The sequence below is a fragment of the Mesorhizobium sp. WSM4308 genome (genome assembly GCF_002294905.1).
Lineage (GTDB): Bacteria > Pseudomonadota > Alphaproteobacteria > Rhizobiales > Rhizobiaceae > Mesorhizobium.
Genome location: NZ_NSFW01000007.1, coordinates 100,201 through 124,692, shown reverse-complemented (window position 1 = coordinate 124,692; position 24,492 = coordinate 100,201). Strand labels below are relative to the sequence as shown.

The 24,492-nt window shown below is 59.8% G+C and carries 22 protein-coding genes and 2 pseudogenes; 15 read left to right on the top strand and 9 right to left on the bottom strand.

Translation table 11 applies throughout. From position 1 onward, the window contains the following. Positions 1 to 341 precede the first annotated feature (341 nt). From CK227_RS14815 to CK227_RS14805, 3 genes are read left to right on the top strand one after another with little or no spacing between them, the layout of a single operon-like run. A complete protein-coding gene (locus CK227_RS14815) occupies positions 342 to 1,358 on the top strand; it encodes an ABC transporter substrate-binding protein (RefSeq protein WP_245318199.1) in 1,017 nt (338 codons plus the stop codon). 1 nt (position 1,359) lies between these two features. Further along, complete coding sequence (locus CK227_RS14810; protein ID WP_245318189.1) at positions 1,360 to 2,283, top strand: ABC transporter permease subunit; 924 nt, start codon at positions 1,360 to 1,362, stop codon at positions 2,281 to 2,283. Continuing rightward, the gene (locus CK227_RS14805) at positions 2,280 to 3,062 is read left to right on the top strand and encodes an ABC transporter permease subunit (RefSeq protein ID WP_095774274.1); all 783 of its coding nucleotides are present in this window, start codon (positions 2,280 to 2,282) and stop codon (positions 3,060 to 3,062) included. The genes CK227_RS14810 and CK227_RS14805 overlap by 4 nt, the downstream gene beginning before the upstream one ends. A 126-nt stretch (positions 3,063 to 3,188) precedes the next feature. Here CK227_RS14805 and CK227_RS14800 read toward each other — a convergent pair whose 3' ends face one another. From CK227_RS14800 to CK227_RS14790, 3 genes are read right to left on the bottom strand one after another with little or no spacing between them, the layout of a single operon-like run. Next, complete coding sequence (locus CK227_RS14800) at positions 3,189 to 3,833, bottom strand: FMN-binding negative transcriptional regulator (protein ID WP_095774175.1); 645 nt, start codon at positions 3,831 to 3,833, stop codon at positions 3,189 to 3,191. Between the two features lie 36 nt (positions 3,834 to 3,869). After that, positions 3,870 to 4,772 (bottom strand): dihydrodipicolinate synthase family protein, encoded by a 903-nt coding sequence (locus tag CK227_RS14795; protein ID WP_095774176.1) that lies wholly within the window; start codon positions 4,770 to 4,772, stop codon positions 3,870 to 3,872. A 40-nt stretch (positions 4,773 to 4,812) separates the two neighbouring features. Next, a complete protein-coding gene (locus CK227_RS14790) occupies positions 4,813 to 6,048 on the bottom strand; it encodes a PLP-dependent aspartate aminotransferase family protein (RefSeq protein WP_095774276.1) in 1,236 nt (411 codons plus the stop codon). Positions 6,049 to 6,128: 80 nt separating this feature from the next. Here CK227_RS14790 and CK227_RS14785 point away from each other — a divergent pair, with 80 nt between their 5' ends. The 3 genes from CK227_RS14785 (at position 6,129) to CK227_RS14775 (ending at position 9,332) form a co-directional block, all read left to right on the top strand. Next, a complete protein-coding gene (locus CK227_RS14785; protein ID WP_348629127.1) occupies positions 6,129 to 7,655 on the top strand; it encodes a PLP-dependent aminotransferase family protein in 1,527 nt (508 codons plus the stop codon). 228 nt (positions 7,656 to 7,883) lie between these two features. After that, a complete protein-coding gene (locus tag CK227_RS14780; RefSeq protein WP_095774177.1) occupies positions 7,884 to 8,375 on the top strand; it encodes an MOSC domain-containing protein in 492 nt (163 codons plus the stop codon). A 6-nt stretch (positions 8,376 to 8,381) separates the two neighbouring features. Beyond that, positions 8,382 to 9,332 (top strand): PDR/VanB family oxidoreductase, encoded by a 951-nt coding sequence (locus tag CK227_RS14775; RefSeq protein ID WP_095774178.1) that lies wholly within the window; start codon positions 8,382 to 8,384, stop codon positions 9,330 to 9,332. A gap of 228 nt (positions 9,333 to 9,560) precedes the next feature. Here CK227_RS14775 and CK227_RS14770 read toward each other — a convergent pair whose 3' ends face one another. The 3 genes and pseudogenes from CK227_RS14770 to CK227_RS14760 form a co-directional block, all read right to left on the bottom strand. Then, a complete protein-coding gene (locus CK227_RS14770; protein ID WP_095774179.1) occupies positions 9,561 to 10,772 on the bottom strand; it encodes an aminotransferase class I/II-fold pyridoxal phosphate-dependent enzyme in 1,212 nt (403 codons plus the stop codon). 39 nt (positions 10,773 to 10,811) lie between these two features. Further along, positions 10,812 to 10,928: pseudogene (locus CK227_RS37255) on the bottom strand (nickel permease); the annotation flags it as partial. 146 nt (positions 10,929 to 11,074) lie between these two features. Beyond that, positions 11,075 to 11,761 carry a B3/4 domain-containing protein gene (locus tag CK227_RS14760; RefSeq protein ID WP_179296489.1) on the bottom strand — a complete coding sequence of 229 codons (687 nt, stop codon included), beginning with the start codon at positions 11,759 to 11,761 and terminating at the stop codon, positions 11,075 to 11,077. Positions 11,762 to 11,804: 43 nt separating this feature from the next. Here CK227_RS14760 and CK227_RS14755 point away from each other — a divergent pair, with 43 nt between their 5' ends. Then, a complete protein-coding gene (locus tag CK227_RS14755) occupies positions 11,805 to 12,422 on the top strand; it encodes a helix-turn-helix domain-containing protein (RefSeq protein ID WP_095774180.1) in 618 nt (205 codons plus the stop codon). A 204-nt stretch (positions 12,423 to 12,626) separates the two neighbouring features. On the opposite strand, the gene CK227_RS14750 is transcribed toward CK227_RS14755, so the two are convergent. Next, entirely contained in the window at positions 12,627 to 13,529 is a 903-nt protein-coding gene (locus tag CK227_RS14750) for a LysR family transcriptional regulator (RefSeq protein ID WP_095774181.1), read from the bottom strand. Between the two features lie 37 nt (positions 13,530 to 13,566). Further along, positions 13,567 to 13,707, bottom strand: coding sequence for a hypothetical protein (locus CK227_RS36730; protein WP_179296484.1), 141 nt, complete (start codon positions 13,705 to 13,707; stop codon positions 13,567 to 13,569). Here CK227_RS36730 and CK227_RS14745 point away from each other — a divergent pair. The 7 genes and pseudogenes from CK227_RS14745 to CK227_RS14720 all read left to right on the top strand — a co-directional run bounded on the left by CK227_RS14745 (position 13,640) and on the right by CK227_RS14720 (position 21,364). Beyond that, the gene (locus tag CK227_RS14745; protein WP_095774279.1) at positions 13,640 to 15,040 is read left to right on the top strand and encodes a VOC family protein; all 1,401 of its coding nucleotides are present in this window, start codon (positions 13,640 to 13,642) and stop codon (positions 15,038 to 15,040) included. The genes CK227_RS36730 and CK227_RS14745 overlap by 68 nt on opposite strands. A 9-nt stretch (positions 15,041 to 15,049) precedes the next feature. Then, a complete protein-coding gene (locus CK227_RS14740; protein WP_095774182.1) occupies positions 15,050 to 16,471 on the top strand; it encodes an FAD-binding oxidoreductase in 1,422 nt (473 codons plus the stop codon). Positions 16,472 to 16,492: 21 nt separating this feature from the next. After that, the gene (locus CK227_RS14735; RefSeq protein WP_095774183.1) at positions 16,493 to 18,028 is read left to right on the top strand and encodes an aldehyde dehydrogenase family protein; all 1,536 of its coding nucleotides are present in this window, start codon (positions 16,493 to 16,495) and stop codon (positions 18,026 to 18,028) included. A gap of 10 nt (positions 18,029 to 18,038) precedes the next feature. Next, positions 18,039 to 19,289 carry a pyridoxal phosphate-dependent aminotransferase gene (locus CK227_RS14730; protein ID WP_095774184.1) on the top strand — a complete coding sequence of 417 codons (1,251 nt, stop codon included), beginning with the start codon at positions 18,039 to 18,041 and terminating at the stop codon, positions 19,287 to 19,289. Beyond that, a complete protein-coding gene (locus CK227_RS14725) occupies positions 19,283 to 20,566 on the top strand; it encodes an FAD-binding oxidoreductase (protein WP_095774185.1) in 1,284 nt (427 codons plus the stop codon). Before CK227_RS14730 ends, CK227_RS14725 begins: the two co-directional genes overlap by 7 nt. 127 nt (positions 20,567 to 20,693) lie before the next feature. After that, positions 20,694 to 20,825: pseudogene (locus tag CK227_RS36175) on the top strand (acetyl-CoA C-acyltransferase); the annotation flags it as partial. 47 nt (positions 20,826 to 20,872) lie between these two features. Further along, positions 20,873 to 21,364, top strand: a complete 492-nt coding sequence (locus CK227_RS14720; RefSeq protein ID WP_095774186.1) for a GNAT family N-acetyltransferase — start codon at positions 20,873 to 20,875, stop codon at positions 21,362 to 21,364. A 578-nt stretch (positions 21,365 to 21,942) separates the two neighbouring features. Here CK227_RS14720 and CK227_RS14715 read toward each other — a convergent pair. Next, on the bottom strand, positions 21,943 to 22,815 hold the full coding sequence (locus tag CK227_RS14715; protein WP_245318190.1) for a helix-turn-helix transcriptional regulator: 873 nt from the start codon (positions 22,813 to 22,815) through the stop codon (positions 21,943 to 21,945). A 131-nt stretch (positions 22,816 to 22,946) separates the two neighbouring features. Here CK227_RS14715 and CK227_RS14710 point away from each other — a divergent pair, with 131 nt between their 5' ends. Beyond that, entirely contained in the window at positions 22,947 to 24,371 is a 1,425-nt protein-coding gene (locus CK227_RS14710; protein WP_095774280.1) for a C69 family dipeptidase, read from the top strand. The last annotated feature ends 121 nt before the right edge of the window (positions 24,372 to 24,492 follow it).

The window sequence follows — 24,492 nt, the reverse complement described above, 5'->3', positions numbered from 1 at the left end:
AGCCCGATATGTGGCCTTTTTTGGGAATAATTGCCTTTCAGATACCTGTCAACGGCTCTTTCATGCAGTTTTCGTGCGCGTGCACTGAAAGTGCCGGCCATTCCTTCATCTTCCCTTTGTTGTTCCAACCAAAAACACACTTTCCCGGCATGGGTTTTTCTGGAATTCCCAATTAATACCAGATAATGTCACATTCCTGTAAAGAGCAGCCGTTACCGGCAAGGCTGCTTTATTGCTGGTTCCCGCGAGAGGAAAACGGAATGATTAGGAAACCAATGAGTGCCTATCTGACTGCAGGTGTCGCTTGCCTTGCCGTGCCATTCGGTGCGCATGCCGACAACATGGATGATCTTGTCGCGGCCGCAAAGGCCGAGGGGCAATTGACGGTTATTGCCCTCGGGCATGATTGGTGCGGCTATAGCGCGCTGATTCAAAGCTTTAAAGACAAATACGGCCTCACCGTAAACGAACTCAGCCCAACAGGAGGCTCCGGTGAAGAACTGGCAACGATCAAGGCAAATATAGGCAACAACGGCTCGCAAGCGCCGGATGTCATTGATGTGGGCCTTGTTTTCGGCCCCATCGCGCAGAAAGAGGGTTTGCTGCAACCTTACAAGGTGCAGACGTGGGAAGAAATCCCGGCCACCGACAAAGACCCGGAAGGGCACTGGTACGGCGACTATTACGGCGTGCTTTCTTTCGTCGTGAATAAGGACGTTATCTCAAAGTCTCCAGCTGATTGGGCTGACCTTCTCGACCCCGCCTATCGCAAGAGCGTTTCACTGCCTGCTGACCCGCGAACCGCCAACAATTCCATCCTAAGCGTCTATGCGGCGGGCCTAGCAACCGGCGCGCAGCCGGGCGCGGCAGCAGCCCGCGCTGGGCTGGAGTTCTACCGCCAATTAAAGGACTCCGGCAATCTCGTTTCCGGTTTCGGCTCTGCCGCATCCATCGCCAAGGGCGAAACGCCCATTACCACGCGCTGGGATTCCAACGGCATCACCTATGCCGAAAATTTCAAGGGCAATCCGCCGCTGGACACCATTGTCCCAAAAAGCGTTACCGTGGCTGGCGTCTATGCCCAAGCCATCAGCAAATATGCGCCGCATCCGCATGCCGCCAAGCTATGGATGGAGTACCTTTATTCTGACGAGGGGCAACTCGGCTACCTCAAGGGCCTTTGCCATCCCATCCGCTTTGACGCCATGCGCAAGTCCGGCAAAATCGCCGACGACATGCTGACCAAGCTCCCGGCGACAGGTGACAACCTAGTATTCCCCGAGCTGTCCCATCTCGTGGAAGCGGGCGAAGTGATTGCCAAGGAATGGACTTCAACCGTAGGCGCAGGCAGCAAGTAAGTTGAAACCACAATCCACAGACGGCAAGCTTGGCGTGCGTGGCATTCGCGCCGGGCTGGCACGTACCTCATTCCTCAAATCGCTTGACTGGCCCGCACTGCTGGCTACGTCCCCGTTTTTCATCTTTGCCATCGTCATGATGGTGATGCCCACCGCAGCGCTGCTGGCCACGGCTTTTGTCGATAAACAGGGAGGTTTCACGCTGGCGAACTTCGCGGAGATCGCGACGCCGGAGGTTGCCGACGCCTTCATGGCTTCGGCCAAAATCTCCGCCGCCACGGCCGTTCTTGGAACGGTGCTCGGGCTCATATTGGTCCTGACTGTTGGCCGCGGGATAACCAGCCAGAAGGTGAAGGCCACCGTTATGAGCTTTTGCGGCGTGGCTTCGCATTTCTCGGGCATTCCCCTCGCCTTCGCCTTCATCGCCACTTTGGGGCGGCTTGGGCTCGTGACTGTGGTTTTGCGCAAAGCCTTCGGGATCGACATTTACGCGGCAGGTTTTGAGCTTGCCAGCTTTTCCGGCTTGACGCTTACCTACCTGTTCTTTCAAGTCCCAATAGCATTCATGATCATCATGCCCGCAGTTGACCGGCTTTCCTCACAGACGCGGGAAGCGGCCGAGATATTGGGTGCGACCACCACCCAATATTGGCGCTTGATCGGCCTGCCCATCCTCTGGCCAACCATTCTCGGGGCGCTGGCATTGTTGTTCGCCAATGCATTCGGGGGCGTCGCAACGGCCTACGCGCTGACAGGAACGGCCGTGAACCTCATCCCGATCTTGCTCTACGCGCAAATTCGCGGCGACGTGCTGCACAACGAGCAGCTTGGTGCGGTTCTGGCCGTGATCATGGTACTGGTCATGACGGTGGCCATTTCTCTTTATCTGATGCTTCGCGTGCGTGCCGAACGGTGGATGAAGTGAAACTTTTCCTGCGCTATTCCCCTTGGGCCATATTTGCTATTGCCGCGTTGTTCTTTCTGATACCGCTTTTCAGCACGGTGGAATTTTCATTAAGCATCCGGCGCGGCGTCTATTCGCTTGAGGCTTACGAGTCTGTTTTCCTAGACCCGGAATTTGCGGCCAGCTTCGGCTATTCGCTGTTAATCGCAGTTTTAACGATTGTCTTTGGCACGATCCTCGTTGTTCCGATGGCCTATTATGTCCGGTTACGACTCAAATGGCTGCGGCCAGCGGTGGAAATCGTCGTGATGCTGCCTATGATCGTGCCGCCCATCGTACTTGTCTTTGGCTATTTGCGGCTATTTTCGTCATCGTCGGTGCTGCCGCTGGTCAATAGTAGCACTGGTGCGAGCATCCTGCTTGTTTGCGGCTGCATCACATTATCTCTGCCGTACCTGTACCGCTCCATTGATTCCGGCTTGCAGACGATTGACGTTCAGACGCTGACGGAAGCCGCTCACATCCTCGGGGCGCGGCCTTTCGCGACAATCAGGCTGGTGATCTTCCCGAACATCTTAGCCTCCGTCATGTCAGGCGCGTTCCTGACCTTTGCTGTCGTGATGGCGGAATTCGTGATTGCTAGCCTTTTGACGCGCCCGGCTTTCGGCACCTACATTCAGAAAGTCGGCGTGAGCAAAGCCTATGAGCCTGCGGCCCTGACCATCCTGTCTTTTTCCATTACTTGGGGCGCGCTGGCCATGATGAACGTCATGACGCGGTTTTCGCGGCGGGCAGGGTAGGGCACTTCCTCCTATTCTTCTGGTATGAACGGCATCGTGTTGCAGGCATCGCCGCCGCTCCGTTTGCTTGGCCGCCTGGCATCTCGCACCTGGCGGGTGACAGCCTTGGAACTGGGGTTGGGAACTTCAACCCTGTTCCATCTTCCGAGCGGCGGCTGCCAGCATCGCCTGACCTACGCCCAGGTCGCCCTGCGCGACAAGCACTTCGCCAGCATTGCGAATATCGCGCGGCTCCTTCGTCTGGCTCAACTTGGCTTTGCCGACCAGACGCGTAATCTCGATCTCCAGCCCGACGATCTCCTTGACCAAGGTGTCAATAAAGTCTCTTGGCGCATCCCCCATCTTCCATGGGACGGGCTGGGTTGACTCATGCCGATGGGTCAGTTTGGCCACGTTGCGACGCACAAAGCGCTCATCGTCGTGAACGGTGATGCGTCCGTGTGCATGTGCGACGAGGTAGTTCCAGGTCGGCACCTGCTTGTGGAACTCGTGCTTGCTCGGATACCACTGCGGAGAAATGTAGGCGTCGGCGGCCCGGAACACGACGAGGACCTCATCGCCGCTCGACACGTCCTGCCAGACCGGGTTGCTGCGCGCGACGTGACATCGAAGCGTGCCGAGTGCTCCTGCCGAGCTGTCGAGTTCGAAGGGGATGTGATTGGCGTCGAGTCCACCTGAGCCATGGGTGATCAACACGCCAAGGACGTTGTTCTGGATCAGATCAAAAAGAACCTCACGGCTGGGCTCTTCGTTATGCGGCGGGACATACATGAGTTTGTTCCGTTCAATGATTTGGAAGTTGGCTGCTCACGAACCGGCATCTGATCGCAGACGTGCCAGTGCGTCGGCTACCTGGTGCTTCGCCGCAGTGGGAAGCGGCATGATTGGAAGCGGCGGCTCGGCGCGGCAAATGTCGAGGAATTCAGCGAGTGCATAGACGACGCGAAGGCTCGAATACGCCTTGAAGAGTTGCCATAGCGGGACCAGCGTGGCGTCGATGCCGCGCGCTTTAGCATGGTCGCCTTGCTGAGCAGCCCTGACGATCTTCATGCAAGGTTCGGGCATGATACCGCCCAGTACGCTATACCAGGTGTCGGCGCCGGCAATCATGGCCGGGGTGGCGTTCCAGTCGCCGCTGTAACCGATCGAGAATTCTTTCGGCACGATTTGCCTCTGATCCGCCAGATGGCCTTGGATCGCATCGCCCCGGTCGGTTGGGTTCTTGATGGCGACGATGCCAGGCACCTGCGCCAGGCGTGTGACGAGCGTGGGCGTAAAGCGAAAATGCGTGGTTCCAGGATTGTCGTAGATGACGATCGGCAGTCCGCTTCTGCGCGCTACCGAGGAGAAATGCTCGAACACCTCGTCATCGGTGAGCGGGGCATAAGAAACGGCTGCGAGCAAGCCTGCGGCCGCGCCGAGGGCCTTTGCGTCTCTTGCGTGTTTTATCGCCTCGTCGGTGCGCAATGCGCCGACCCCTACGATGACCGGGATACCTCCGCCGGTCTCGTCCAGCGCCTCGGAAAGGGCCCGGCGTCGTTGCTGTCGCGACAGGTACATGTAAGTGCCGGTGCTGCCAAGAAGTCCGATGGAATCCACCTTTGCTGTGCAAAGCCTCGCGATCAGCTGACGCAGCGCCAGGGTATCGACCCGGCCGTCACTGTCGGTAGGCGTGATTGGGAAGGCGCAAAGGCCGCTCAAGAAGGCCATGTCCAAGCTCCCATCGTCTGATAGGTTGCGGCGCCGGACATCAGACCGCGTCCAGCCCCTGCCGCAGATCCGCAATCAGGTCGGCGGCGTCTTCGAGCCCCACGGACAGGCGCATCAGGTCTTCGCCGACACCATCAGCCAGATGCGCATCCTTGCGGATTGCCTTGCGCGCGCGGGTCAGGCTCGCAGGATGATAGATGAGGCTGTCGGCGTCGCCGAGGCTGACTGCACGAGTGATCAGCTTGAGCCGGTTCATCATCTGGCGAGCGCCATCGAAGCCAGTGTGGACGCCGAAGGCCAGCATGCCTGAGCCTTTCGACATCTGTCTGCCCGCGATCTCGCGATCGGGATGGGAGTCGAGAAACGGATAACTCACCCAGGCCACGGCCGGATGCGCTTCGAGTGCCTGCGCAACCGCAAGGGCGGAGGCGCTGTGACGGTCCATACGAAGGGTGAGCGTTTTCAGCCCGCGCAAGATCAGGAACGCTGACAGCGGCGAAAGCGCTGCGCCAGTAATATAGCGCAAGCCCGTTTCGTGCAGGGTGTGAAGCGTTTTCGCATCGCCGAGGATCGCCCCGCCCAAAGCATCTCCGTGGCCATTGATATATTTGGTCAGCGAGTGGATCACGATGTCGGCCCCGTGTTCCAGAGGACGCTGTAGCGCGGGCGAGGCAAAGGTGCTGTCGACCGCGACCTTCACGCCGCGCGCATGGGCGTGTTCGGCAATGGCCGCGATGTCAAGGATGCGGCTTAGCGGGTTGACCGGCGTCTCGAAGAAGACAAGCCTGGTCCTGTCAGTGATGGCGTCATCGAGATTGCTGGGTACGGACAGATCCACCGCGACGACCTTGATGCCAAACCGCGGCACCGCCTGTTCGACCATGGCGAGCGTGTTGGCGTAAAGCGTCTGGTGCACGATGAGTTCGTCGCCTTGCGACAGCAGCGACAGGATCAGCGTGCCGAAGGCCGCCATGCCTGAGGCAACGACCAGCCCTGCTTCGGCTCCTTCGAGATTGGCGAGCCGCTTTTCGAGAATCTCGGTCGTCGGATTGTATTCGCGTGCATAGAGTCTTCCGCCAAGCGCTGCCGCAGCCTCATTTGCGGCCACACTTTCGAACCCGTAGGTGGAGGTCAGAAACACAGGCGGCTGGACGGCATTGGAAAAGCCGGCCGGATCATAGCCATAATGGATGGCCCGGGTGGCGAATGCGAAACTGGCGTCGTCAGGGGACGGTGTCGGCGCACCGGTTTCGGATTGATCTGTGGTGCGGGGCATCGATGTTTTGAAATCCTTTGGTTTTAAGAACATTGCCGCCAAACTGGCTTGGATGTAACGTCCAGTTGGCGATGAAACAAATGGTCCAGTCTTCTCGTGCCGTGTCGGCAGGTCACTCGCAGCGTCTGGGCGCGCGCCAGATCTACGAAGCGCTTCGCGAGCAGATCTTGAGCGGTGTCTATGAAACCGGCAGTCAGTTGCCGTCATCTCGCGGCCTCGCCAATGACCTCGGCGTTTCGCGAACGACGGTCACCGTCGCCTACGAGCAGTTGGTCGCGGAAGGCTTCATCGAGGTCAATCAAGGCGCACGGCCTCGCGTTGCTGCTTCCCTGGTCGGTCGCCAGGCCAGCAGCGCGTTCCCAAAACGGACTGGCCCGGTACATCTTTCCAGCTATGGCGAGCGACTGCGTGGCAGCCCGCCATGGCCCGATTATCTGCCCAACCGGTTGAAGGTCGATTTCCGTTATGGCGACCTTGCGCCATCTGATTTCCCGGAGCTGACTTGGAAGCGCGCAATGAACGCGGCAATGTCACAACGGCCAGGAAGGCTGGCCTATGACGATCCACGCGGGTCGCCTCGCTTGCGCCAGGCTCTGCAGGGATATTTGTGGCGCGCTCGAACACTAAGCTGCGAGATCGAGCAGATTCTTGTCGTAAGCGGCTCGCAGCAGGGCCTGGACATGTGCGCGCGCTTGCTGCTGGATCCTTCAGACAGCTTCGTCATCGAGGACCCATGCTATAGAATGGCGCGCCAGGTGTTTGCCAGTACAGGGGCGACGCCTGTGTCCGTCTCCGTCGATAGCGACGGCATGAAGACGGAGCTGCTTGAGGGGATCACGGCGCGGCTGGCCTATGTGACGCCGTCGCATCAGTTCCCGCTCGGCGGCGTCCTGCCGATCTCGCGGCGGTATCAGCTTCTCGAATGGTCCCGAGGAAACGACGCCTATGTGATCGAAGACGACTATGATGGCGAGTACCGCTATGACATTCGTCCGGTTCCTCCGCTGCACAAACTGGAAGACCGCAGTTCCGTCATCTATCTCGGCACTATCTCCAAGACGCTGTCGCCGATGCTGCGCATCGGCTACCTCGTGGTTCCGCTGGAATTGCAAGGCGTCTTTGCGACGACCAAGCAGCTTCTGGACAGGCATTCGCCGGTTGCGGAGCAGGAGGCCTTGGCCTCGCTTATCGAGAGCGGCGGATATGAAAGCCATGTGCGGCGCGTCCGCCGTCTCAACGGCGAGCGACGAGGAGCCTTGCTCGCCGCCCTTCGGCGCGCCTTCGCAGATCGAATCGTCATCGAGGGCGCCGACGCCGGGCTGCATGTCGTCGTCTGGTTCAAGGATCTCTCTTGTCCATTGGAAGACGTCTTGATCGACGAGGCGCGGCGGGCCGGCGTGGGCGTCCATCCGATATCGCCGCTCTATGCTCACGAAACCGACGGACGCCGTTCCGACCGCATCGGATTGGTGATGGGCTATTCCGCCTTGACCATGCGGCAGATCGAGAACGGCGTTCGGCTCCTGGCCGGCGTTGTCCAACGTCTGAGTAAGGGCTTGCCCCGTCAGTTCAGCAACAAGCTCCGCAAGGACAGCGACAGCACCTGAACCGGCGCCGCCGCCGGGCTCAACACGGTATCGTCGACTGGATTAGCAAGACTTGGCAAAACTGGCTCTGTCTGTCGGGCCAGTGTCAGGCCAGAGGGTTAATGCCGGATCGGGCTGCAACGCTGCCCCCTGGAGCGTGGGAGTGGACATGGAAAACGGACATCTCGATCAGATCCTCGGATCCGGCTGGAAGCTGGGCGCCGCGATAGCGGTCTTGGAGGGCGAAGCATGACGTGGAATGGAACTCTGCTCCACATTCACGTCGCGCCGGCAGCCTCCTACGAGATGGAGGAACTGACCCAGGCACAGCTTGTCCCCGGTCGAGGTATCGTGGGAGATCGATATTTTCTGGGAACGGGGACTTACTCCCCGAAGCCGGATGTTCGCGAGGTGACGCTGATCGAGGTCGAAGTCCTGGAAGCGATCGCTCGCGGTGAGCCGAAGATCCCGGGCTTCAAAGCCAGGCTCGAGGCGGAAGACCATCGGCGCAACTTGACCACCAGGGGCGTGCCGCTTGGCCACCTCGTAGGGAAGCGTTTCCGCGTTGGCGAGACCGTGCTGCGGGCTGCGCGGATGAACTTTCCCTGCAAGTACATCGAAGAGCTGCTTGGCATTTCCGGCCTCTACGAGGGTCTGTTGAACCGTTCGGGTCTGAATTGTGCAATCGAGATCGGTGGCGTGATCCGTCCGGGCGATCAGATCCTTCCCATGGATGAATGAACCTGCATGGCTGCGCCCCGCATCATCATGAAGCTGACCGTAACCGCCATCCGCAAGGAACCCGGCGACGTCCTCGTCATCGATTTGAAGCACCCGCGCAAACCGTTGCTGCCGCCGTTCGAACCTGGCTCCCATGTGGATGTCCACCTTTCCGACGGGAAGGTGCGCCAGTATTCGCTCTGCGGCGATCCGAGCGATTTGAGCCGCTACACGATTGCGGTGAAGTTCGAGCAGACAGGCCGCGGCGGATCAAGCTGGATCCACAAGACTGTTTGCCCGGGATTCACACTGCCGGTCTCGGCTCCGCGCAATCATTTCCCCCTCGGCGAAAGCCGCGGGCCGGTTCTGCTTCTGGCGGGAGGTATCGGGATCACTCCGATCCTGGCAATGGCGTGGGCGCTGGAGCGGCGGGGCAGACGCTACGAACTCCACTACTTCACGCGCAGCAGCGCACTCACGCCGCTCTCATCGGTTGTCGAGAGCGTCCTCGATCCAGCCAATGTGCGGCTGCATTTCGACGATGAGCCCGAAACCCGGCTGGATCTTCAAAACCTGCTGTCAACGCTTTCGTCGGACAAACAGCTCTACTATTGCGGGCCACCTGGTTTCATGGCTGCCGTCGACCGGGCAAGCGCCCACTGGCCGGCAGGCACGGTGCATTTCGAGGCTTTTCAGCCGCTCGAGTATGATGCTGCACCACCCGAACCTTTCACGATCACACTGCGCGATGGGACATCGGTCCCCGTCGCAGCCGATACGACCGCGCTCGCAGCACTGCGAGGGGCGGGCGTGCTGCTCATGGCTTCGTGCGAGAACGGCGTTTGCGGAACCTGTGAATGCGGAATGCTGGAAGGCCAGCCGATCCACCGCGATGCTGTCCTGTCCAGGCAGGCCCGGGACAGTCGGTTTATCCCGTGCGTGTCTCGCGCGAGAGGTGTGCTCAAGCTCGATCTTTGAGCAAGTGGCGACGTCGATCAGCAGGCGAACGTTTTGGGATCTCCGTCCGACCTCTTCATAAAATACGCCCAGACGATCTCAAGCAGGCCGGCGCCGAACAGAATTATCCAGTGCATGGTATCCTCCTGGCGGACTGCTGATCCGCCGCGCGGGGCGCGTTGAAGAGAAGCGATGTGAATTGCCCGCGAGGGGCAATTCACATGAGACGATCCAGAGCCTCGATGACTCTCAGGATGCGCCGAACGTCTCATCAAGCGCGTGTCTGATGTCGGCGATCAGATCCTCGGTGTCCTCGAGGCCGATCGAAAGACGCAGATGCCCATACTTCTGGAAGCTCGCCGGGTAACGATCGGATCCGCCACGGCCGCTACCGCCGACATGCACGATCAGGGTTTCGTCGTGACCAAGCGAAACGGCGGAAGTGATTACCTTCAGATTGGCAACGAACCGGTTCTGCGTGTCGGGATCGCCTTCGACCGCGAAAGCCATGACCGCGCCGTAGCCCTTGCCGGCGAACTGGCTTTTCGCCAGCGCGTGCTGGTCATGGTTCTCGAGCCCGGGATAGGTGACGTAGGCGACGCGCTTGTCTGTCGACAGATAGTGGGCGACGGCCTCGGCCGATGCGTACTGCTGCTTCAGGCGCAGGGGTAGCGTGACCGAGCCGCGCATGATCAGCCAGGCGTTGAATGGCGATATCGTCCCGCCAAGGTCGACAAGCGCGTCTGCCTTCATGTGATGGACGAGCTCCTTGGAGCCGATCACCACGCCGCCCATCGCGTCGCCATGGCCGTTGATGTACTTGGTCAGCGAATGGATAACGAGGTCTGCCCCCAAGGTTAGCGGCCGGAAGAAGGGGGGAGGCGTGAAGGTCGAGTCGACCGACAACAGCGTGCCAGCTTGTTTGGCGACCGACACCAGCGTTGCGATATCGGCAACCTTTGTAGTCGGGTTTGCAATCGTTTCGGTGTGGATCAGTTTGGTGTTCGGCCGCACGGCGGCTCTGACGGCATCCATGTCGCCCATGTCGACGAAGGTGGCTTCAATCTTGTAGCGCTGCGGCAGGAGTTCGGAAAAGAGCCGCCAAACCGCCTCGTAGGTGACGTCGCCGACGATCACATGATCTCCGCTTTTCAGGAAAGTGAAGAATACGGCATGTAGGGCGGCAACGCCGGTCGCGAAGACGGCGGCATCCTGACCGCCTTCCAGCGCGGCAAGCTTGCGCTGTAGGCAGATCTGATTGTGGCCCGAATTGCGCGTGTAGGACGGTGTCTCGGTATCGGACCAGTCCATCGTGGAAGGGTCTTCAGGAAGGAGATAGGAATTGGCCATGACGATCGGCGTGCGGATCGCTCCGGACGTCTTGTCGATCTCGTTGCCGCCATGCACCGACAGCGTATTGAAGGAGAGCGTGGACAGTTCGTGTTTGTCTGGTCTCGACATTGTTGGCCTCTGCTTTTTGGGTTGATTGCTCAAGTGCGGCTAACGTCGAACCGGCACCGCGTTTTCCAGCTTCTGGAAGACCTGCGTGATGACAAAGGTCAGGCCGATGTAAAACACTGTTACCAGGAGGAGGGGCTCGTAGACCGGAAGCCTATCCTAGGGCGCCCGCTCCTGCGCAGGCGGCGGAATCATTTCGCGGCTGGTCAGTGGAAGGAGCCGTTCGCACAAACCGCCGCTTGTGCGACATCGAGACATCGCAAGTCACGTCCACTTGCTTTCTTTCGGGATTGGTCGCCGGCCGGTTAGCTGACGCTGATTTTCTGTTTATAGACCTCACACCCTGGCGCCAGCTCGATTAGACCGCTCACGAGCATCTTGCCCGCCTCCTCAAGCGCTTGCTCCGGCATCGTTGCCAAGCTTTCCAAAATGAACCACATCCGGCCGCCCACGGTTTCCAAGCGGGTGCGCGTGCCCTGCCGCCAATTCCAGCGCCGACATGTAGCGCCCACGTCGTCGCGCCAGATGACTTCCCCCTTGGATGGGCTTTCGACGATCGCATCGCCATTCGCAAAAGTGTCGAAAGGCTCCGTTCCGTCGGCAACCGTCAGCCGCGGACCTCCAACATACGCATCGAAGTTTTCACCCCCTACCGGTACTGCGAAACGCAGGCTCACTGCGTTGTAAAGGTCGACGACAGGGTTGATCGATGGAATGCGACCATCCTTCTCCACGCGCTTCTTCAATGCCTGCGCGGAGCACGGCGTGCGGTTTGGTTTTGCTCCGAACCGGCTGTATACGTCACCCCAGCTGGCCAGATGCGCGTCTCCCCACTCCGGACCGCCGGAGGAGACGTAGTCGCACGCAGTCAGCAAGATGTTGGGATCGATCCGCTGCTTCTTTGTACCATTGGCATCAACGAAAATGCTGATCGCGCGGAAGTCGGGGGCGATGCCCGCAATTTCCTTGTCGATCACCGGAAAATCCAACACGGGCTCTAGCTCCCATTGACCAAGTTAGTCTATGATAACGACTATGAAAAAGAAAGTCAATATATCGACCGAGGCGGTCGCTGATGTTGAGCGCGTCAGCGCCACGGTGTCTCAAAACCTCAAGACGTTCAGGCGGCAAAGCGGTCTGACACTCGATCAGCTGTCCCAAAAATCCGGTGTGAGCAAAGGCATGCTTGTCGAGATTGAAAAAGGGACCGCCAATCCCAGCATCGCGACGCTCTGCCGTGCAGCGACCGCGTTGGGTGTATCGGTGGCCGATTTCGTCGGCGTGGCGGTCAGCGTGCCGGTACGTATCGTTCCACCGCAGGACGCTTCCACCCTTTGGCGCGGTCCCAAGGGAGGCAGCGCTACGCTCCTGGTCGGAACGCAAGGACCCGACGAAATCGAACTTTGGCGCTGGACACTGTTTCCCGGCGAGACATTCGAATCCCCTGGGCATTCGCCGGGAACACTCGAACTGCTGAATGTGGAGGCTGGCGAACTGACGCTGAAATTGGGCGATAGCTTACATCTTGTTCCAGCCGGTTCGTCCGTGCTGGCTCGCACAGAAGACAAACACGCCTACGTGAACAGTGGCAAGCAGGAACTCCGGTTTGTCATGACCGTGGCGGAGTTGCAGCGGCCACGGGTGAGAACGTAACATCCTTGGCGCGGTGTCAGGTTCCGCGCAGGTAGAGGTCATTGAACTCGTCGCACAATGTGCCGAGCGACTGTTCCGCGCTCTCTATGCAGGAGGCAAAGCCAAAGTCGGCGCGCGTGGCAAAGCCGTAATAGGGACTGTTCTATATGACCGCCGGCAGATCGAGGGCGGTGGCCGATGTTTTTGCCTGTCGGCAGCAGCGGTTTAGCTCGAATTTGCCACCTGGCGTACCAGCCACGCCGTGAAATTTTGCCCTAGCGGATTTGTACTCTTCGCTTCCGGCATGACGACATAGTAGCTGTTCTCGGTCTGCATCGCCAAATCGAGGACAATACGAAGCTCGCCTGATCTTAGCTCTTGCTCAATGAGGTAGCGCGGAAGAAGTGCAAACCCCATGCCCGCAACCGCCGCCTCGATGATCATCGAAAATTGATCGAAGCGGTGTCCCCGGTAGGCCATTTCGGCCGACACGCCCACCTGCTCGAACCACAGAGCCCAAAGTTTGGGACGCGTTGCGAGATGGAGCAACGGCTTGGTTAGCAGATCTGCGGCGGCGATCTCCTTGCAAGTTGTCAACAGCGCACCGCCTACCACCGGCAGGATCGATTCGCTGCAGAGATAGGTGCACGTGGCGCGCGCCCAAACCGGCTGTCCGTAGTGGATGGCGAGTTCGAAATTCTCTTCGTCGAAATCGAACGGCGCCGAGCGCGCGCCGACATTGAGGATCACGCCCGGGTGCTGGCGCAGGAAATCAGGCAAGCGCGGACTGAGCCAGCGGCTGCCGAATGTCGGCAAGGTGGCGATACTCAGGCTCGATCTAGCGTAGGCGGATGACATTGCGCGCAGCATCGTCTCTTCGGCTTGCTGTAGCAGCTTCCGGGCTTCCGGCAGGAAGCGCCGCCCATCCTCGGAAAGCACCACGCGCTGCCGGATGCGTTCGAAGAGCGGCGCGCCGAGATATACTTCCAGATCCTTGACCTGACGGCTGACGGCGCTCTGGGTCAGGTTGAGCTCCCGGCCGGCGCGCGTGAAGCTCGCGTGTCTTGCCGCGCATTCGAACGCCTGGATTGCAACCAGGTCTGGCATCAACTTTCTGCTCAATATCATGCGTATCTCGCATCAACCTAGTCGAAAACGTCGCAAGTCATGCCGGATGAAATCCGATATCACTCTTTTCCGGAATGATCTCATGTTTTCTCAAAAGCGAGACCGCACCGTTGCCAAATGCTGCTTTCGTTGCATCCGATGACATTCGTTCTGCTTTTTCTGCGGCGATGTCAGCCATGTACCGGACCGAGGTTCCCGCCTACGGCACGCTGATGGAACTGGTCGCCGAGGTGAATGCAGAAGTGCTGGATGCCAAGCCAGTGCTGCGCCAACAGCTCGAGGCGACGGATTCGCTTGACCGCATCTCGCAAGAGCGGCACGGGGCGATCCGCCTGGGAACGCCGGCCGAACTCTCGATGATGCGGCGCGTGTTCGCGGTGATGGGCATGCATCCGGTCGGCTACTACGACCTCAGCACGGCCGGCGTGCCGGTCCATGCGACTGCGTTTCGTCCGGTTGGTGCCGAAGCGCTCAGCCGCAATCCTTTTCGCGTCTTCACCTCGTTGCTCAGAATCGACCTGATCGGCGACGAGGTTCTGCGGACGGAAGCGGAGGCCATTCTTGCCGCTCGACGGATTTTCACGGACAGCGCCATCCAACTCACCGAAAAGGCCGAGACGCAGGGCGGGCTGGGTAAAGCCGATGCGGATCGGTTTGTCGCCGAAATCATCGAGACATTCCGCTGGCACGATCAGGCCTGCGTCAGCATGGAGATGTACCACAGGCTGCACCAGCAGCATCGGCTGGTCGCCGACGTGGTTTCCTTCAAAGGCCCGCATATCAACCACCTGACGCCGCGCACGCTCGACATCGACGCGGTGCAGACGGGCATGCCGTCGCGTGGCATCGAGCCCAAGGCGATCATCGAGGGTCCTCCCACTCGCCAGTGCCCGATCCTGCTCAGGCAGACATCGTTCAAGGCGCTGGACGAACCGGTTTCGTTCAAGTCAGGCAGCGGTGGTTGGACGGCTGGCTCGCACACGGCGCGTTTCGGCGAGATCGAGCAGCGCGGCGTGGCGCTGACTCCCAAGGGCAGGGCGCTCTACGACAGCCTGCTGGATGCCACGCGCAAAATCCTCAGGCCGGCGGCCGACGGGTCAAATGCTGCTGATTACGTCGAGGCGTTGTCGCGGACATTCCAGTCGTTTCCCGACACTTGGGACAGCATCCGCACTGCTGGCCTTGGCTATTTCACCTATTCGCTGACCGAGCGAGGGCGTCAGGTCGGCAGCGTCCATGTGGAAGGTGTCGATCGCCTGGTGGCGGATGGCTTCGTTCGTTTCGACCCGATCGTCTACGAGGATTTCCTGCCCGTCAGCGCGGCCGGTATCTTCCAGTCCAATCTGGGCGATGAAGCGGGCCAGGATTTCGTCGCCAGTCCCAACCAGAAGCACTTCGAAGCCGCTCTCGGCGCCGGCGTCCTCGATGAATTCGCGCACTATGCGGCGATCGAGCAGGCGTCGATCGACGACTGCCGACGCGCTCTGCGCTGCGTTCAGGCAGCGGAGTAGACAGTCGGCATGATCGGCGAGCGGCACAAGACAGCTTTGGTCGAAATCCTCGGCGCGGACGGGGTTGTCCAAGATTCCGCCAGCCTGGCCGCCTATGAGAATGGCGCGCGCTATGACCGGGGTAGCGCCGCATTGGTGCTGCGCCCTCGCGGCACGGCGGAGGTATCCGCTTGCGTCGCATACTGCGTTCGCGAGCATATCGCGCTCATCCCGCAGTCCGGCAACACCGGCCTGGTCTCCGGCTCGACGCCGGATACCAGTGGAGCGCAGGTCGTGCTCAGTCTCGACCGGATGACACCGATTTTCGATCTCGATATCGACAACCGCTCAATCCACGTCGACGCTGGAACCAGACTGTCGGACATCAACGGACGGCTCGAGCCCGGCGGTCTCTTCTTCCCGATCGACCTCGGCGCCGATCCGCGGGTGGGCGGCATGCTGGCAACCAACACCGGCGGCTCGCGGTTTCTGAAATATGGCGACGTGCGCCGCAATACGCTGGGCGTGAAGGTCGTCCTGGCAGACGAGGCTGGTACCGTGGTCGACCTGCTGTCGGGGCTGCGCAAGAACAATACAGGCGTCGACTGGAAGCAGCTTTTCATCGGGACATCCGGCGCGTTCGGCATTGTCACCGAATGCGTGCTCAATCTGGAACGTCTGCCGAGGCAGGTTTCGACAGCCTATCTGGTGCCGCGAACCGGCACTGCCGTCATGCTCCTGCTGCGGGCGATGGAAGAGCGTCTCGGATCGTATCTATCGGCTTTCGAAGGCATATCGGGGAATGCGATTACCGCAACGCTTGCCCATGTTCCGTCGCTGCGCAATCCATTCCAGAATGGCGACGTTCCCAACTATGTCATTCTGGCTGAAGTTTCCCGCAGTTGGCTTCCGCGTGATGACGAGCAGCCGCTCGATGCCGTCCTGGAAACGGTGCTGGCCGAAGTCTGGGAAGCGGAGGGCGCGCCGCTCGCCAACGCCTTTGTCGGTCCAGCCCATGAGATGTGGGCGCTACGTCACGCCCTGTCGGAAGGCGTCAAACATGCCGGCCGACTAGTCGCTTTCGATCTGTCGTTCCGCAGGGCCGACGTACTAGCATTCTGCGACTGGATGAAGCTCGAACTGCCAAGCCATTTTCCCGATGTCGCAATCTTCGACTTCGGCCATATCGGCGACGGCGGCGTGCATTTCAATCTGGTCGTCGACGAGGCGCGGGCTGGTCCAGTCGATATCGCCTTCGAACGGCGATTGCGCGATTGGGTCTATTCGATCGCGGTCGATCGTTTCGGCGGCAGCTTCAGCGCCGAGCACGGCGTCGGCCGCAAGAACCAAGCCTACTACGATCTCTATACTCAGAAAAAGCACAAGGACCTTGCCGCTGGCCTGAAGCAACTGACGTCGCCAGGGCGCCTTGGTTCGGTGCGTTTCGGATAAGACAAAACAGGAGTTTGCCGGATGAACATTGCAGTCAAATCCATCGATGTAGCCAAGGAAACGACCGAACTTCTGGCGAAACTGGGTGTCGCCAAGGAGGCGCTTGTCGGCGGCGATCTCATCGTGCGCAGCCCGGTGACGGGCGAGCAGATCGCGGTGCTGAAGACGATCTCGCCGGCTGAGGCAGCCAAGGCGATCGACGCCGCCCACAAGGCCTTCCAGGCCTGGCGGATGGTGCCGGGACCCCGGCGCGGGGAACTGGTGCGGCTGCTCGGCGAGGAACTGCGCGCGCACAAGGCCGAGCTTGGCCGGCTGGTGTCGATCGAGGTCGGCAAGATTCCCTCCGAAGGGCTGGGCGAAGTGCAGGAGATGATCGACATCTGCGATTTCGCCGTCGGCCTCTCCCGGCAATTGTACGGCCTGACCATCGCCACCGAACGTCCCGGCCATCGGATGATGGAAACCTGGCATCCGCTCGGCGTCGTCGGCGTCATTTCGGCCTTCAATTTCCCGGTCGCGGTGTGGTCCTGGAATGCTGCGCTTGCTCTGGTCTGCGGCGACGCCGTGGTGTGGAAGCCGTCGGAAAAGACGCCGCTGACGGCGCTCGCCTGCGAAGCGATTTTTGCCCGTGCGGTCAAGCGCTTCGGCGCTGATGCGCCGCAGGGCCTGGCGCCGGTGCTGATCGGTGATCGCGCCGTCGGCGAGATCCTGGTCGACCATCCGAAGGTGCCGCTGGTTTCGGCAACCGGCTCGACGCGCATGGGCCGGGATGTCGGCCCGCGCCTGGCCAAGCGTTTCGCCCGCGCCGTGCTGGAGCTCGGCGGCAACAATGCCGGCATCGTTTGCCCGACCGCCGATCTCGACATGGCGCTGCGCGCCATCGCCTTCGGCGCGATGGGCACGGCTGGCCAGCGCTGCACGACGCTGCGGCGCCTGTTCGTGCATAACAGCGTCTATGATGCGCTGCTGCCGCGCCTCAAGAAGGCCTACGAAAGCGTCTCGGTCGGCAACCCGCTGGAGACATCCTCGCTGGTCGGGCCGCTGATCGACAAGGCGGCGTTCGATGCCATGCAGAAGACACTGAAGGAAGCCACCGCTCACGGCGGCAAGCTGACCGGCGGAGCGCGGGTCGAGAACGGCCATCCGGATGCTTATTACGTACACCCGGCTTTGGTCGAAATGCCGAAGCAGGTTTCTCCGGTGACGGAAGAGACCTTCGCGCCGATCCTCTATGTGATGAAATATTCGGATTTCGACGCCGTGCTTGACGAGCACAATGCCGTGGGCGCCGGCCTGTCGTCGTCCATCTTCACCCGAGACCTGCAGGAATCCGAGCGCTTCCTGGGTGTCGACGGATCGGACTGCGGCATCGCCAACGTCAATATCGGCACATCGGGAGCCGAGATCGGCGGCGCGTTCGGCGGCGAAAAGGAAACCGGCGGCGGCCGCGAGAGCGGCTCCGATGCATGGAAGGCCTATATGCGCCGCGCCACCAACACGGTGAACTACTCCAAAGCGCTGCCGCTGGCGCAGGGCGTGTCCTTCGACATCGACTGAGGATCGGGCCATGACCGTCAACACAAGTATCGAAGAGGCCGGCTTCGTGCCGGCGTCGCGCATATCGGCGATCGGGGTTTCGCAGATCCTGAAGATCGGCGCCCGCGCGCAAGCGATGAAGCGCGACGGGGCGCCAGTCATCATCCTGGGGGCGGGCGAGCCGGATTTCGACACGCCCGACACCGTGAAACAGGCAGCCTGGAAAGCCATTCAACGCGGCGACACCAAATACACCGCGCTGGACGGCACGCCGGAACTCAAGCAGGCGATCCGCGAAAAGTTCCGCCGGGAGAACGGCCTCGACTATGCCGCCGACGAGATCACCGTCGCGACCGGCGCCAAACAGGTCCTGTTCAATGCCATGATGGCGACGCTGAATGCTGGCGACGAGGTTATCATTCCAACGCCGGCATGGACGTCCTATTCGGATATCGTCACCATTGCCGAAGGCAAGCCGGTCTGTGTCCCGTGCAACGCGCAAGCCGGTTTCAGGCTGACGGCGAACCAGCTCGAGGCAGCGATCACGCTGAGGACGAAATGGCTGATCCTCAACTCCCCCTCAAACCCGTCCGGTGCTGCCTATAGCGCGACCGATTATCAGCCGCTGATCGAAGTCCTCCTGAGGCATCCGCATGTCCGCTTGCTGGTCGACGACATGTACGAGCACATTGTGTATGATGATTTCCGTTTCGTCACGCCGGTTGCGTTGGAGCCACGCCTGAAGGGGCGGACGCTCACCGTCAACGGCGTTTCGAAGGCCTACGCCATGACTGGCTGGCGGATCGGCTACGCCGGCGGCTCACGCGAATTGATCAGGGCAATGGCGGTGGTGCAGAGCCAGTCGACGTCTTGCCCGTCATCGGTCAGCCAGGCCGCAGCGGTCGAGGCGCTGTCCGGTCCTCAGCACTTCCTTCAGGAACGGACGGAGAGCTTCCGGCGCCGTCGCGATCTCGTCGTTGCCGGGTTGAACGCCATCGATGGTGTCGACTGCCGCGTGCCGGAAGGGGCCTTCTACACCTTCGCGGATTGCGCTGGTCTGGTCGGCAAGACAACGCCCGCTGGCAAGCCGATCGAAACCGACACCGACTTCTGCGATTATCTGCTTGAGGAAGCCCACGTCGCGGTTGTCCCGGGCGCGGCTTTCGGCCTGTCGCCGTTCTTTCGTATTTCCTATGCGACATCCGAAACAGAGTTGACAGAAGCGATCTTGCGCATCGCCGCGGCCTGTTCACGTCTTGGGAGCGACAGCGACCGATGCTGAATGATCCCCGCTCACACGGTCTATGGCAAGCGACCGCGCCCGAACCGCCGGCTACAGCGTCATTGGACGCAGTAGTATCGGCCGATGTGGTTGTCGTCGGCGGCGGTTATACAGGCATGTCCTGCGCCCTTCATCTGGCCGAGGCTGGCCGGAGGGTGGTCTTGCTGGAGAGCCGTGAGATCGGCTTTGGCGGCGCGGGCCGCAATGTCGGGCTGATCAACGCCGGCTTGTGGCTGATGCCCGACGACATGATCGCCGCGCTCGGCCCTGTCCATGGCGAGCGCTTGCTGCGGTTGCTTGGCGACGGCCCGGCACTGGTGATGGATATCATCGACAGGCATCGCATCGACTGCGAACTGGAAAGAAACGGCACCCTTCACTGCGCCGTCGGCCCGGCAGGGCTGAAGGAGATCAAAGAGCGCGCGGCGCAATGGCAAAGGCGCGGCGCGCCGGTGCGTGTCCTCGATGCCGAGCAAACGAAAGCAAGGCTGGGTACGCCGGCCTATTGCGGCGCCTTGCTCGACGAGCGCGCCGGCACGCTGCAGCCGCTTGCCTATGCTCGTGGTCTCGCGCAGGCTTGCCTGGCTGCCGGGGTGACTATTTATACGTCCAGCCCGGTTGTTGCGGCCGATAAGAAGGGCGATCGCTGGGTGGTCAGCACAACGGGCGGCACGGTCGACGCCGAGTGGGTCGTGGTTGCCACCGATGCGTACAGCACGGGACCGTGGCAGAGCGTCCGGTCCGAACAGGTGCATCTGCCATACTTCAATCTGGCAACGCAGCCGCTCGGCGTCGATCTGTTGCAAACCATCTTGCCCGGGCGCGAGGGCGCTTGGGACACCAGGACAATCCTGTCTTCCTTCAGACTGGACAGGTCGGGACGGCTGGTCTTCGGCAGTGTCGGTGCGTTGCGCAACACCGGCACGGCGATCCACAAAGCCTGGGCCCGGCGGGCACTGGCGAAGCTCTATCCGCAGCTGGGCGCAGTCGAGTTCGAGCATGAGTGGTATGGGCAGATCGGCATGACTGCGGATGCGTTGCCGCGGTTCCACAAGTTCGGCAGGAATGTCGTCGGCTTCTCCGGCTACAACGGCCGCGGCATCTCGCCCGGCACGGTATTCGGCCGCGAATTGGCGTACCTCATCCTCGGCGAAAAGGCCGAAGCCGATATGCTGCTGCCGCTCACCGAGCTTCAGGAACCTTGGTTTCGTCGCTCCAGGGAAATCTACTACGAAATTGGTGCGCAGGTCGCCCATCTGGGCTCGGAACGATTCTGAACCGTCGTCGCCTCCGCCAGAAAAAAGCCTTTGTTGTTGAGGGCAGCGAGCGTGGCTGAGATAGGCGCTCATTATTTCGGCACAGCCGCCGTCCCAGGTGAAACCGACGATGACTGGTTGCGGCAAAGGTTGAAACGGCCTCGGCCTTGTTGGCCATGCGCTGCTGGAAGGGCGCAGGCGTGGCGCGCGGTATGCCGTGGTTAGCATGTGCATTGGATGGGGTATGGGGGCCGACGCGCTGCTTGAAGTCGTTTCGTGACCGCTAAGATCGCGTCCGCAATAGCCGTCGGTGCAGAAAGGTGATGGATGTCTACTGGAGTGTCGTTTCGCATAGCCGAACGCGTGGACAGCGAGGAGATTATGCGGGCGCTACGTTTGCTCGCTGAGTCAATCGGCATTCCCGGACGATTGATAAGCACCAGGGACGATATTGAAACCGCCGGCTTTGGAACTCGGCGCGAGTTTACCGTGATGTTGGCTGAGGTTCACGGCACGATCGCGGGAATTTGCCTCTACTTTCCGATGTTTTCAAGTTGGATGGGCAAGCCGGGCTTGTACATTCAGGACCTGTTCGTCCATGAGGAGTTCCGCAGCGCCCGGATTGGCGAAAAGCTACTTCGCCATGTTGCCTTTTCCGGCCGCCGAGACGGCTACCACTTTCTTCGACTGACTGTTGATCACTCCAATCTGGGGGGAGCTCGCTTCTATCTTCGGCAGGGGTTCCAACCGGCCGATGACGAGACAAGCTACAGGCTCTACGGCTCTGCTTTCGATAAGTTCTGCCGCAGCGAAAACTAAATGTGGAGGTTCTTCTACGAAGTGTGGATGCCTCGCAGGAACCGTAGTGTCCCATTCAGCGTCGGGACTCGGACCTTGCTCTACCGTTCTGCAAGCCGTTTCCACGGTGATCAGCAGTGCGCGGTGGCGATGGGTTCGGCAATCCCTCGGGGCGAACCAGTCCTTCAACACCGCATCCATTTTGGGCTTCACTTCATGTCGTGATAAAGATTGTGACGGACAGCAGGTTCGCGCGCTTTGAATCTACTTCTTTGAGATGCATCGAGCTTCTTCAGGGCCTGACGCGTCTGCCCTTCCATGTCGAGGATTTTATCGTCAGCGACGATCCGCCGATGTAGGCGATGGCGGCTTGATGACACGATGCAATGTCAGCGTCCGGATAAGTCGCTCTGTCATGAGATGTGTCCCGCTTCGTTGGTGTCGTGATCGTCCTGTGCCACAAACCTGATCGATACGGACCATGGTGTCTTCCTCAACGTCAGAGGCGCTTAAGCTTTCGGAAGAAGCCTTCGAGACAAATGTAGGCTCCAATAGGGGTCGCCGGTCTTTGGTGTGTCTCCATTTGGCAAATTAATACACTACATAGGCCCTAGGCTCAAAGTGCCGGATAAACCCGCAGCGTTAAGGTATTTTCGTATGCGTGGGTCGATCCTAACATCGTTCCTCTTGTACGATCCGCAAGCCGCCATCTGTTCCTTCACATCAACGGTTCGACCAAGATACTTCCAGGCGATGGGAGCCGCGAATGGCTGCCGGTACACCTGGGAAGTCATACCGAAGGTCAGGCCCGTGAGGATATCCAGACTTTTTCGGTACGACGGGTAAAGAATGGATTCCACGATGGTGTCCGCTGATAGCGTTTCGAACTCGAGCAAAAATATGCAGTTTCCAAGAAATGTGGCCATTCCTTCGTACTTGAGAATTTCCTGCACTGCTTCATGCGGCCCGGTTCGCTCGATTGTCTTGCTGCAAACCCTTCCCTCCTGTTCGTAGAGATAGACCATCGAACGGGCGACCTCATCTGGGTCGGAGGGAATGAGGAAATGCGAATGATAATAGCCAAGCATGGTTCGTAGCCGCTTCAAATCCCCTGGAAAAGCGCGGTCGATCAATGAGGTCATTCGGTCGCGACCTGATGCTTCCTTTAGTCGTGTCGGTGGTCCAATTGCTCTAGCTGGATCGACGAGTTCATCGATATCGACCCCAAACCCCGTGGCGATCCGCTGAAGATTGTGTTGCGACGGCCGAACCTGTCCGGTGAGGTATCTGTCGAACTGTTGCCTGTTGAGGCCGAGCATGCGGCACACTTCCGAAACCGATCGATAGTGTGCGCAAAGACCGCGCAGTTTTTCTGAAAAGATATCGCTCAACGTTCGGAATCCTTGCGCTACTTTGCGCACAATCGCGCAATCCAGCGCAAAGTCAATGAAAAACGCGCCATTGTTGACCAAGCCCCGCCCTCCTAACCTCCGGTCAAAATAATGGGAACGATAACCTACACCAAAACCAATCTGAAATGGGCGCGGTGGGGTGCGCGAGGTTTCTCGCGGCAGACAGCAGCATCTCGAAAACGGATCTTTTAATGAGCTATGGCATCTATATTGGCAAGAATCACACTGCCGACGGCATCGCGTATCTGGCTGGCTATGGTGATGAACCTTCGAGCCATTGGCTCGACGTGGTTGAGCGAAAGCAGCACCCAGAAGGGACCACCATCAGGGTGGGAGCCACTGCTCAGGCGGATATGCCCGGTGTAATAGCTGAGATACCGCAGGCGCGCGAGACCGCGAGACACATCCGGGTCAACTACAGCTTCTTCAAGGGCACGCCGGCCCCACTGACGAACGGCGGGCTCAACGAGCATGGGGTCGCGGTCCGCGACATCTGGTCCGACTCAAGGCCCGAACTTGTATCGATGACGCCTCGGGACCAGACGGGACCTAACTACAGTGATCTTTCCCGCATCGTCCTTGAGCGTGCGAAAAGCGCTATAGAAGGCGTAAAGCTCATGGGCGATCTTATAGCCCGGTATGGTCACACCACCTACGGAGGCAATTCCAACATTATCGCGGACGCGAATGAGGCGTGGGTCATTATCCAGTTCGCCGGTGGGCAAGGACTATGGGCGGCGGAGCGGCTGGGCGATAACTCCATCAGGGCGTCCCGGCCAGGCTACATTGAAGAAATCCCGATCGAAAATCAAACTTCAGGCGACTTCCTGCACTCGGCCAACCTAATCGACTTTGCCATCTCGCAAGGCTGGTATGATCCCAACTCCGGAGACAAGTTCAACGTCAACAAGATTTATGGTGACGGAAAGGGCAAATGGGACGGAGTCAGCTGGATCGAAGGTGAGCTGATCGCTTTGTCCAAGCGGCCGCAAAAAATCACCGTTGAGGACATCATCTGGGCACTTAGAACCGAACGATTGACAGGAGACACGGCAGGCTACGGTCAAGTCGTGCCATTGGCAGATGCTGCTCATTCCGAGTTGCGGATGCTTTGGCACACCCAAATCGGACCCGTGGTAGCCCCTTTTGTTCCAGTGTTCATGGGTGTCCGGGAAATCCCACCAGAGTTCAGAATGCATCGATATCTCACCGACGGCGAGGCTGAGCGTTTCCTGGATGGCCGCCGCCGCGACAAGGTCTCACTCGTCTCGCAGCAGGTCGAATCGACGCGATCGGCGACATATGTCTTCAAGCGTCTTTTGAATCTCGTCTTCAGGAACAGCGAAGTGTTTTTGCCTGAAGTCACGGCTTTCTTAACGGCCTATGAGCGGAGGCTGTTCAAAGTGAGTGTTGATGTCTTGAAGACAGCTGACATCCTACTCGATGCCGGGGAACCCTCCTTAGCGGAGCGGCATCTCACGTATTTCACTAATACGGAGCTTATCAAAGCACTCGACTGCGCCGAACAACTGGCTTGCGCACTGGACGTTCGAAGTCGAGCGCTCCATGCGACCCGTGCCGGGGATAGGTTACTCGGTCCTGAGCAGATTTGGTGATGGTACTGTCATAGACCATGTGTTCGTGATCTCGACTGGAGGCTGCGTTCGCCGAGACAGTACAGTAAATTCCGTTCGTTTATGCGTGCAAATCAACATGTTTCGAAACCAGCAAGGTTCG

Bases quoted from the DNA above. Each gene is read 5' to 3' on its own strand.
- CK227_RS14815 (WP_245318199.1), top strand. From the start codon at position 342: ATGGATGATCTTGTCGCGGCCGCAAAGGCCGAGGGGCAATTGACGGTT.
- CK227_RS14800 (WP_095774175.1), bottom strand. From the start codon at position 3,833: ATGTATGTCCCGCCGCATAACGAAGAGCCCAGCCGTGAGGTTCTTTTT.
- CK227_RS14795 (WP_095774176.1), bottom strand. From the start codon at position 4,772: ATGGCCTTCTTGAGCGGCCTTTGCGCCTTCCCAATCACGCCTACCGAC.
- CK227_RS14790 (WP_095774276.1), bottom strand. From the start codon at position 6,048: ATGCCCCGCACCACAGATCAATCCGAAACCGGTGCGCCGACACCGTCC.
- CK227_RS14785 (WP_348629127.1), top strand. From the start codon at position 6,129: ATGGTCCAGTCTTCTCGTGCCGTGTCGGCAGGTCACTCGCAGCGTCTG.
- CK227_RS14780 (WP_095774177.1), top strand. From the start codon at position 7,884: ATGACGTGGAATGGAACTCTGCTCCACATTCACGTCGCGCCGGCAGCC.
- CK227_RS14775 (WP_095774178.1), top strand. From the start codon at position 8,382: ATGGCTGCGCCCCGCATCATCATGAAGCTGACCGTAACCGCCATCCGC.
- CK227_RS14770 (WP_095774179.1), bottom strand. From the start codon at position 10,772: ATGTCGAGACCAGACAAACACGAACTGTCCACGCTCTCCTTCAATACG.
- CK227_RS14755 (WP_095774180.1), top strand. From the start codon at position 11,805: ATGAAAAAGAAAGTCAATATATCGACCGAGGCGGTCGCTGATGTTGAG.
- CK227_RS14750 (WP_095774181.1), bottom strand. From the start codon at position 13,529: ATGATATTGAGCAGAAAGTTGATGCCAGACCTGGTTGCAATCCAGGCG.
- CK227_RS36730 (WP_179296484.1), bottom strand. From the start codon at position 13,707: ATGGCTGACATCGCCGCAGAAAAAGCAGAACGAATGTCATCGGATGCA.
- CK227_RS14740 (WP_095774182.1), top strand. From the start codon at position 15,050: ATGATCGGCGAGCGGCACAAGACAGCTTTGGTCGAAATCCTCGGCGCG.
- CK227_RS14735 (WP_095774183.1), top strand. From the start codon at position 16,493: ATGAACATTGCAGTCAAATCCATCGATGTAGCCAAGGAAACGACCGAA.
- CK227_RS14730 (WP_095774184.1), top strand. From the start codon at position 18,039: ATGACCGTCAACACAAGTATCGAAGAGGCCGGCTTCGTGCCGGCGTCG.
- CK227_RS14725 (WP_095774185.1), top strand. From the start codon at position 19,283: ATGCTGAATGATCCCCGCTCACACGGTCTATGGCAAGCGACCGCGCCC.
- CK227_RS14720 (WP_095774186.1), top strand. From the start codon at position 20,873: ATGTCTACTGGAGTGTCGTTTCGCATAGCCGAACGCGTGGACAGCGAG.
- CK227_RS14710 (WP_095774280.1), top strand. From the start codon at position 22,947: ATGAGCTATGGCATCTATATTGGCAAGAATCACACTGCCGACGGCATC.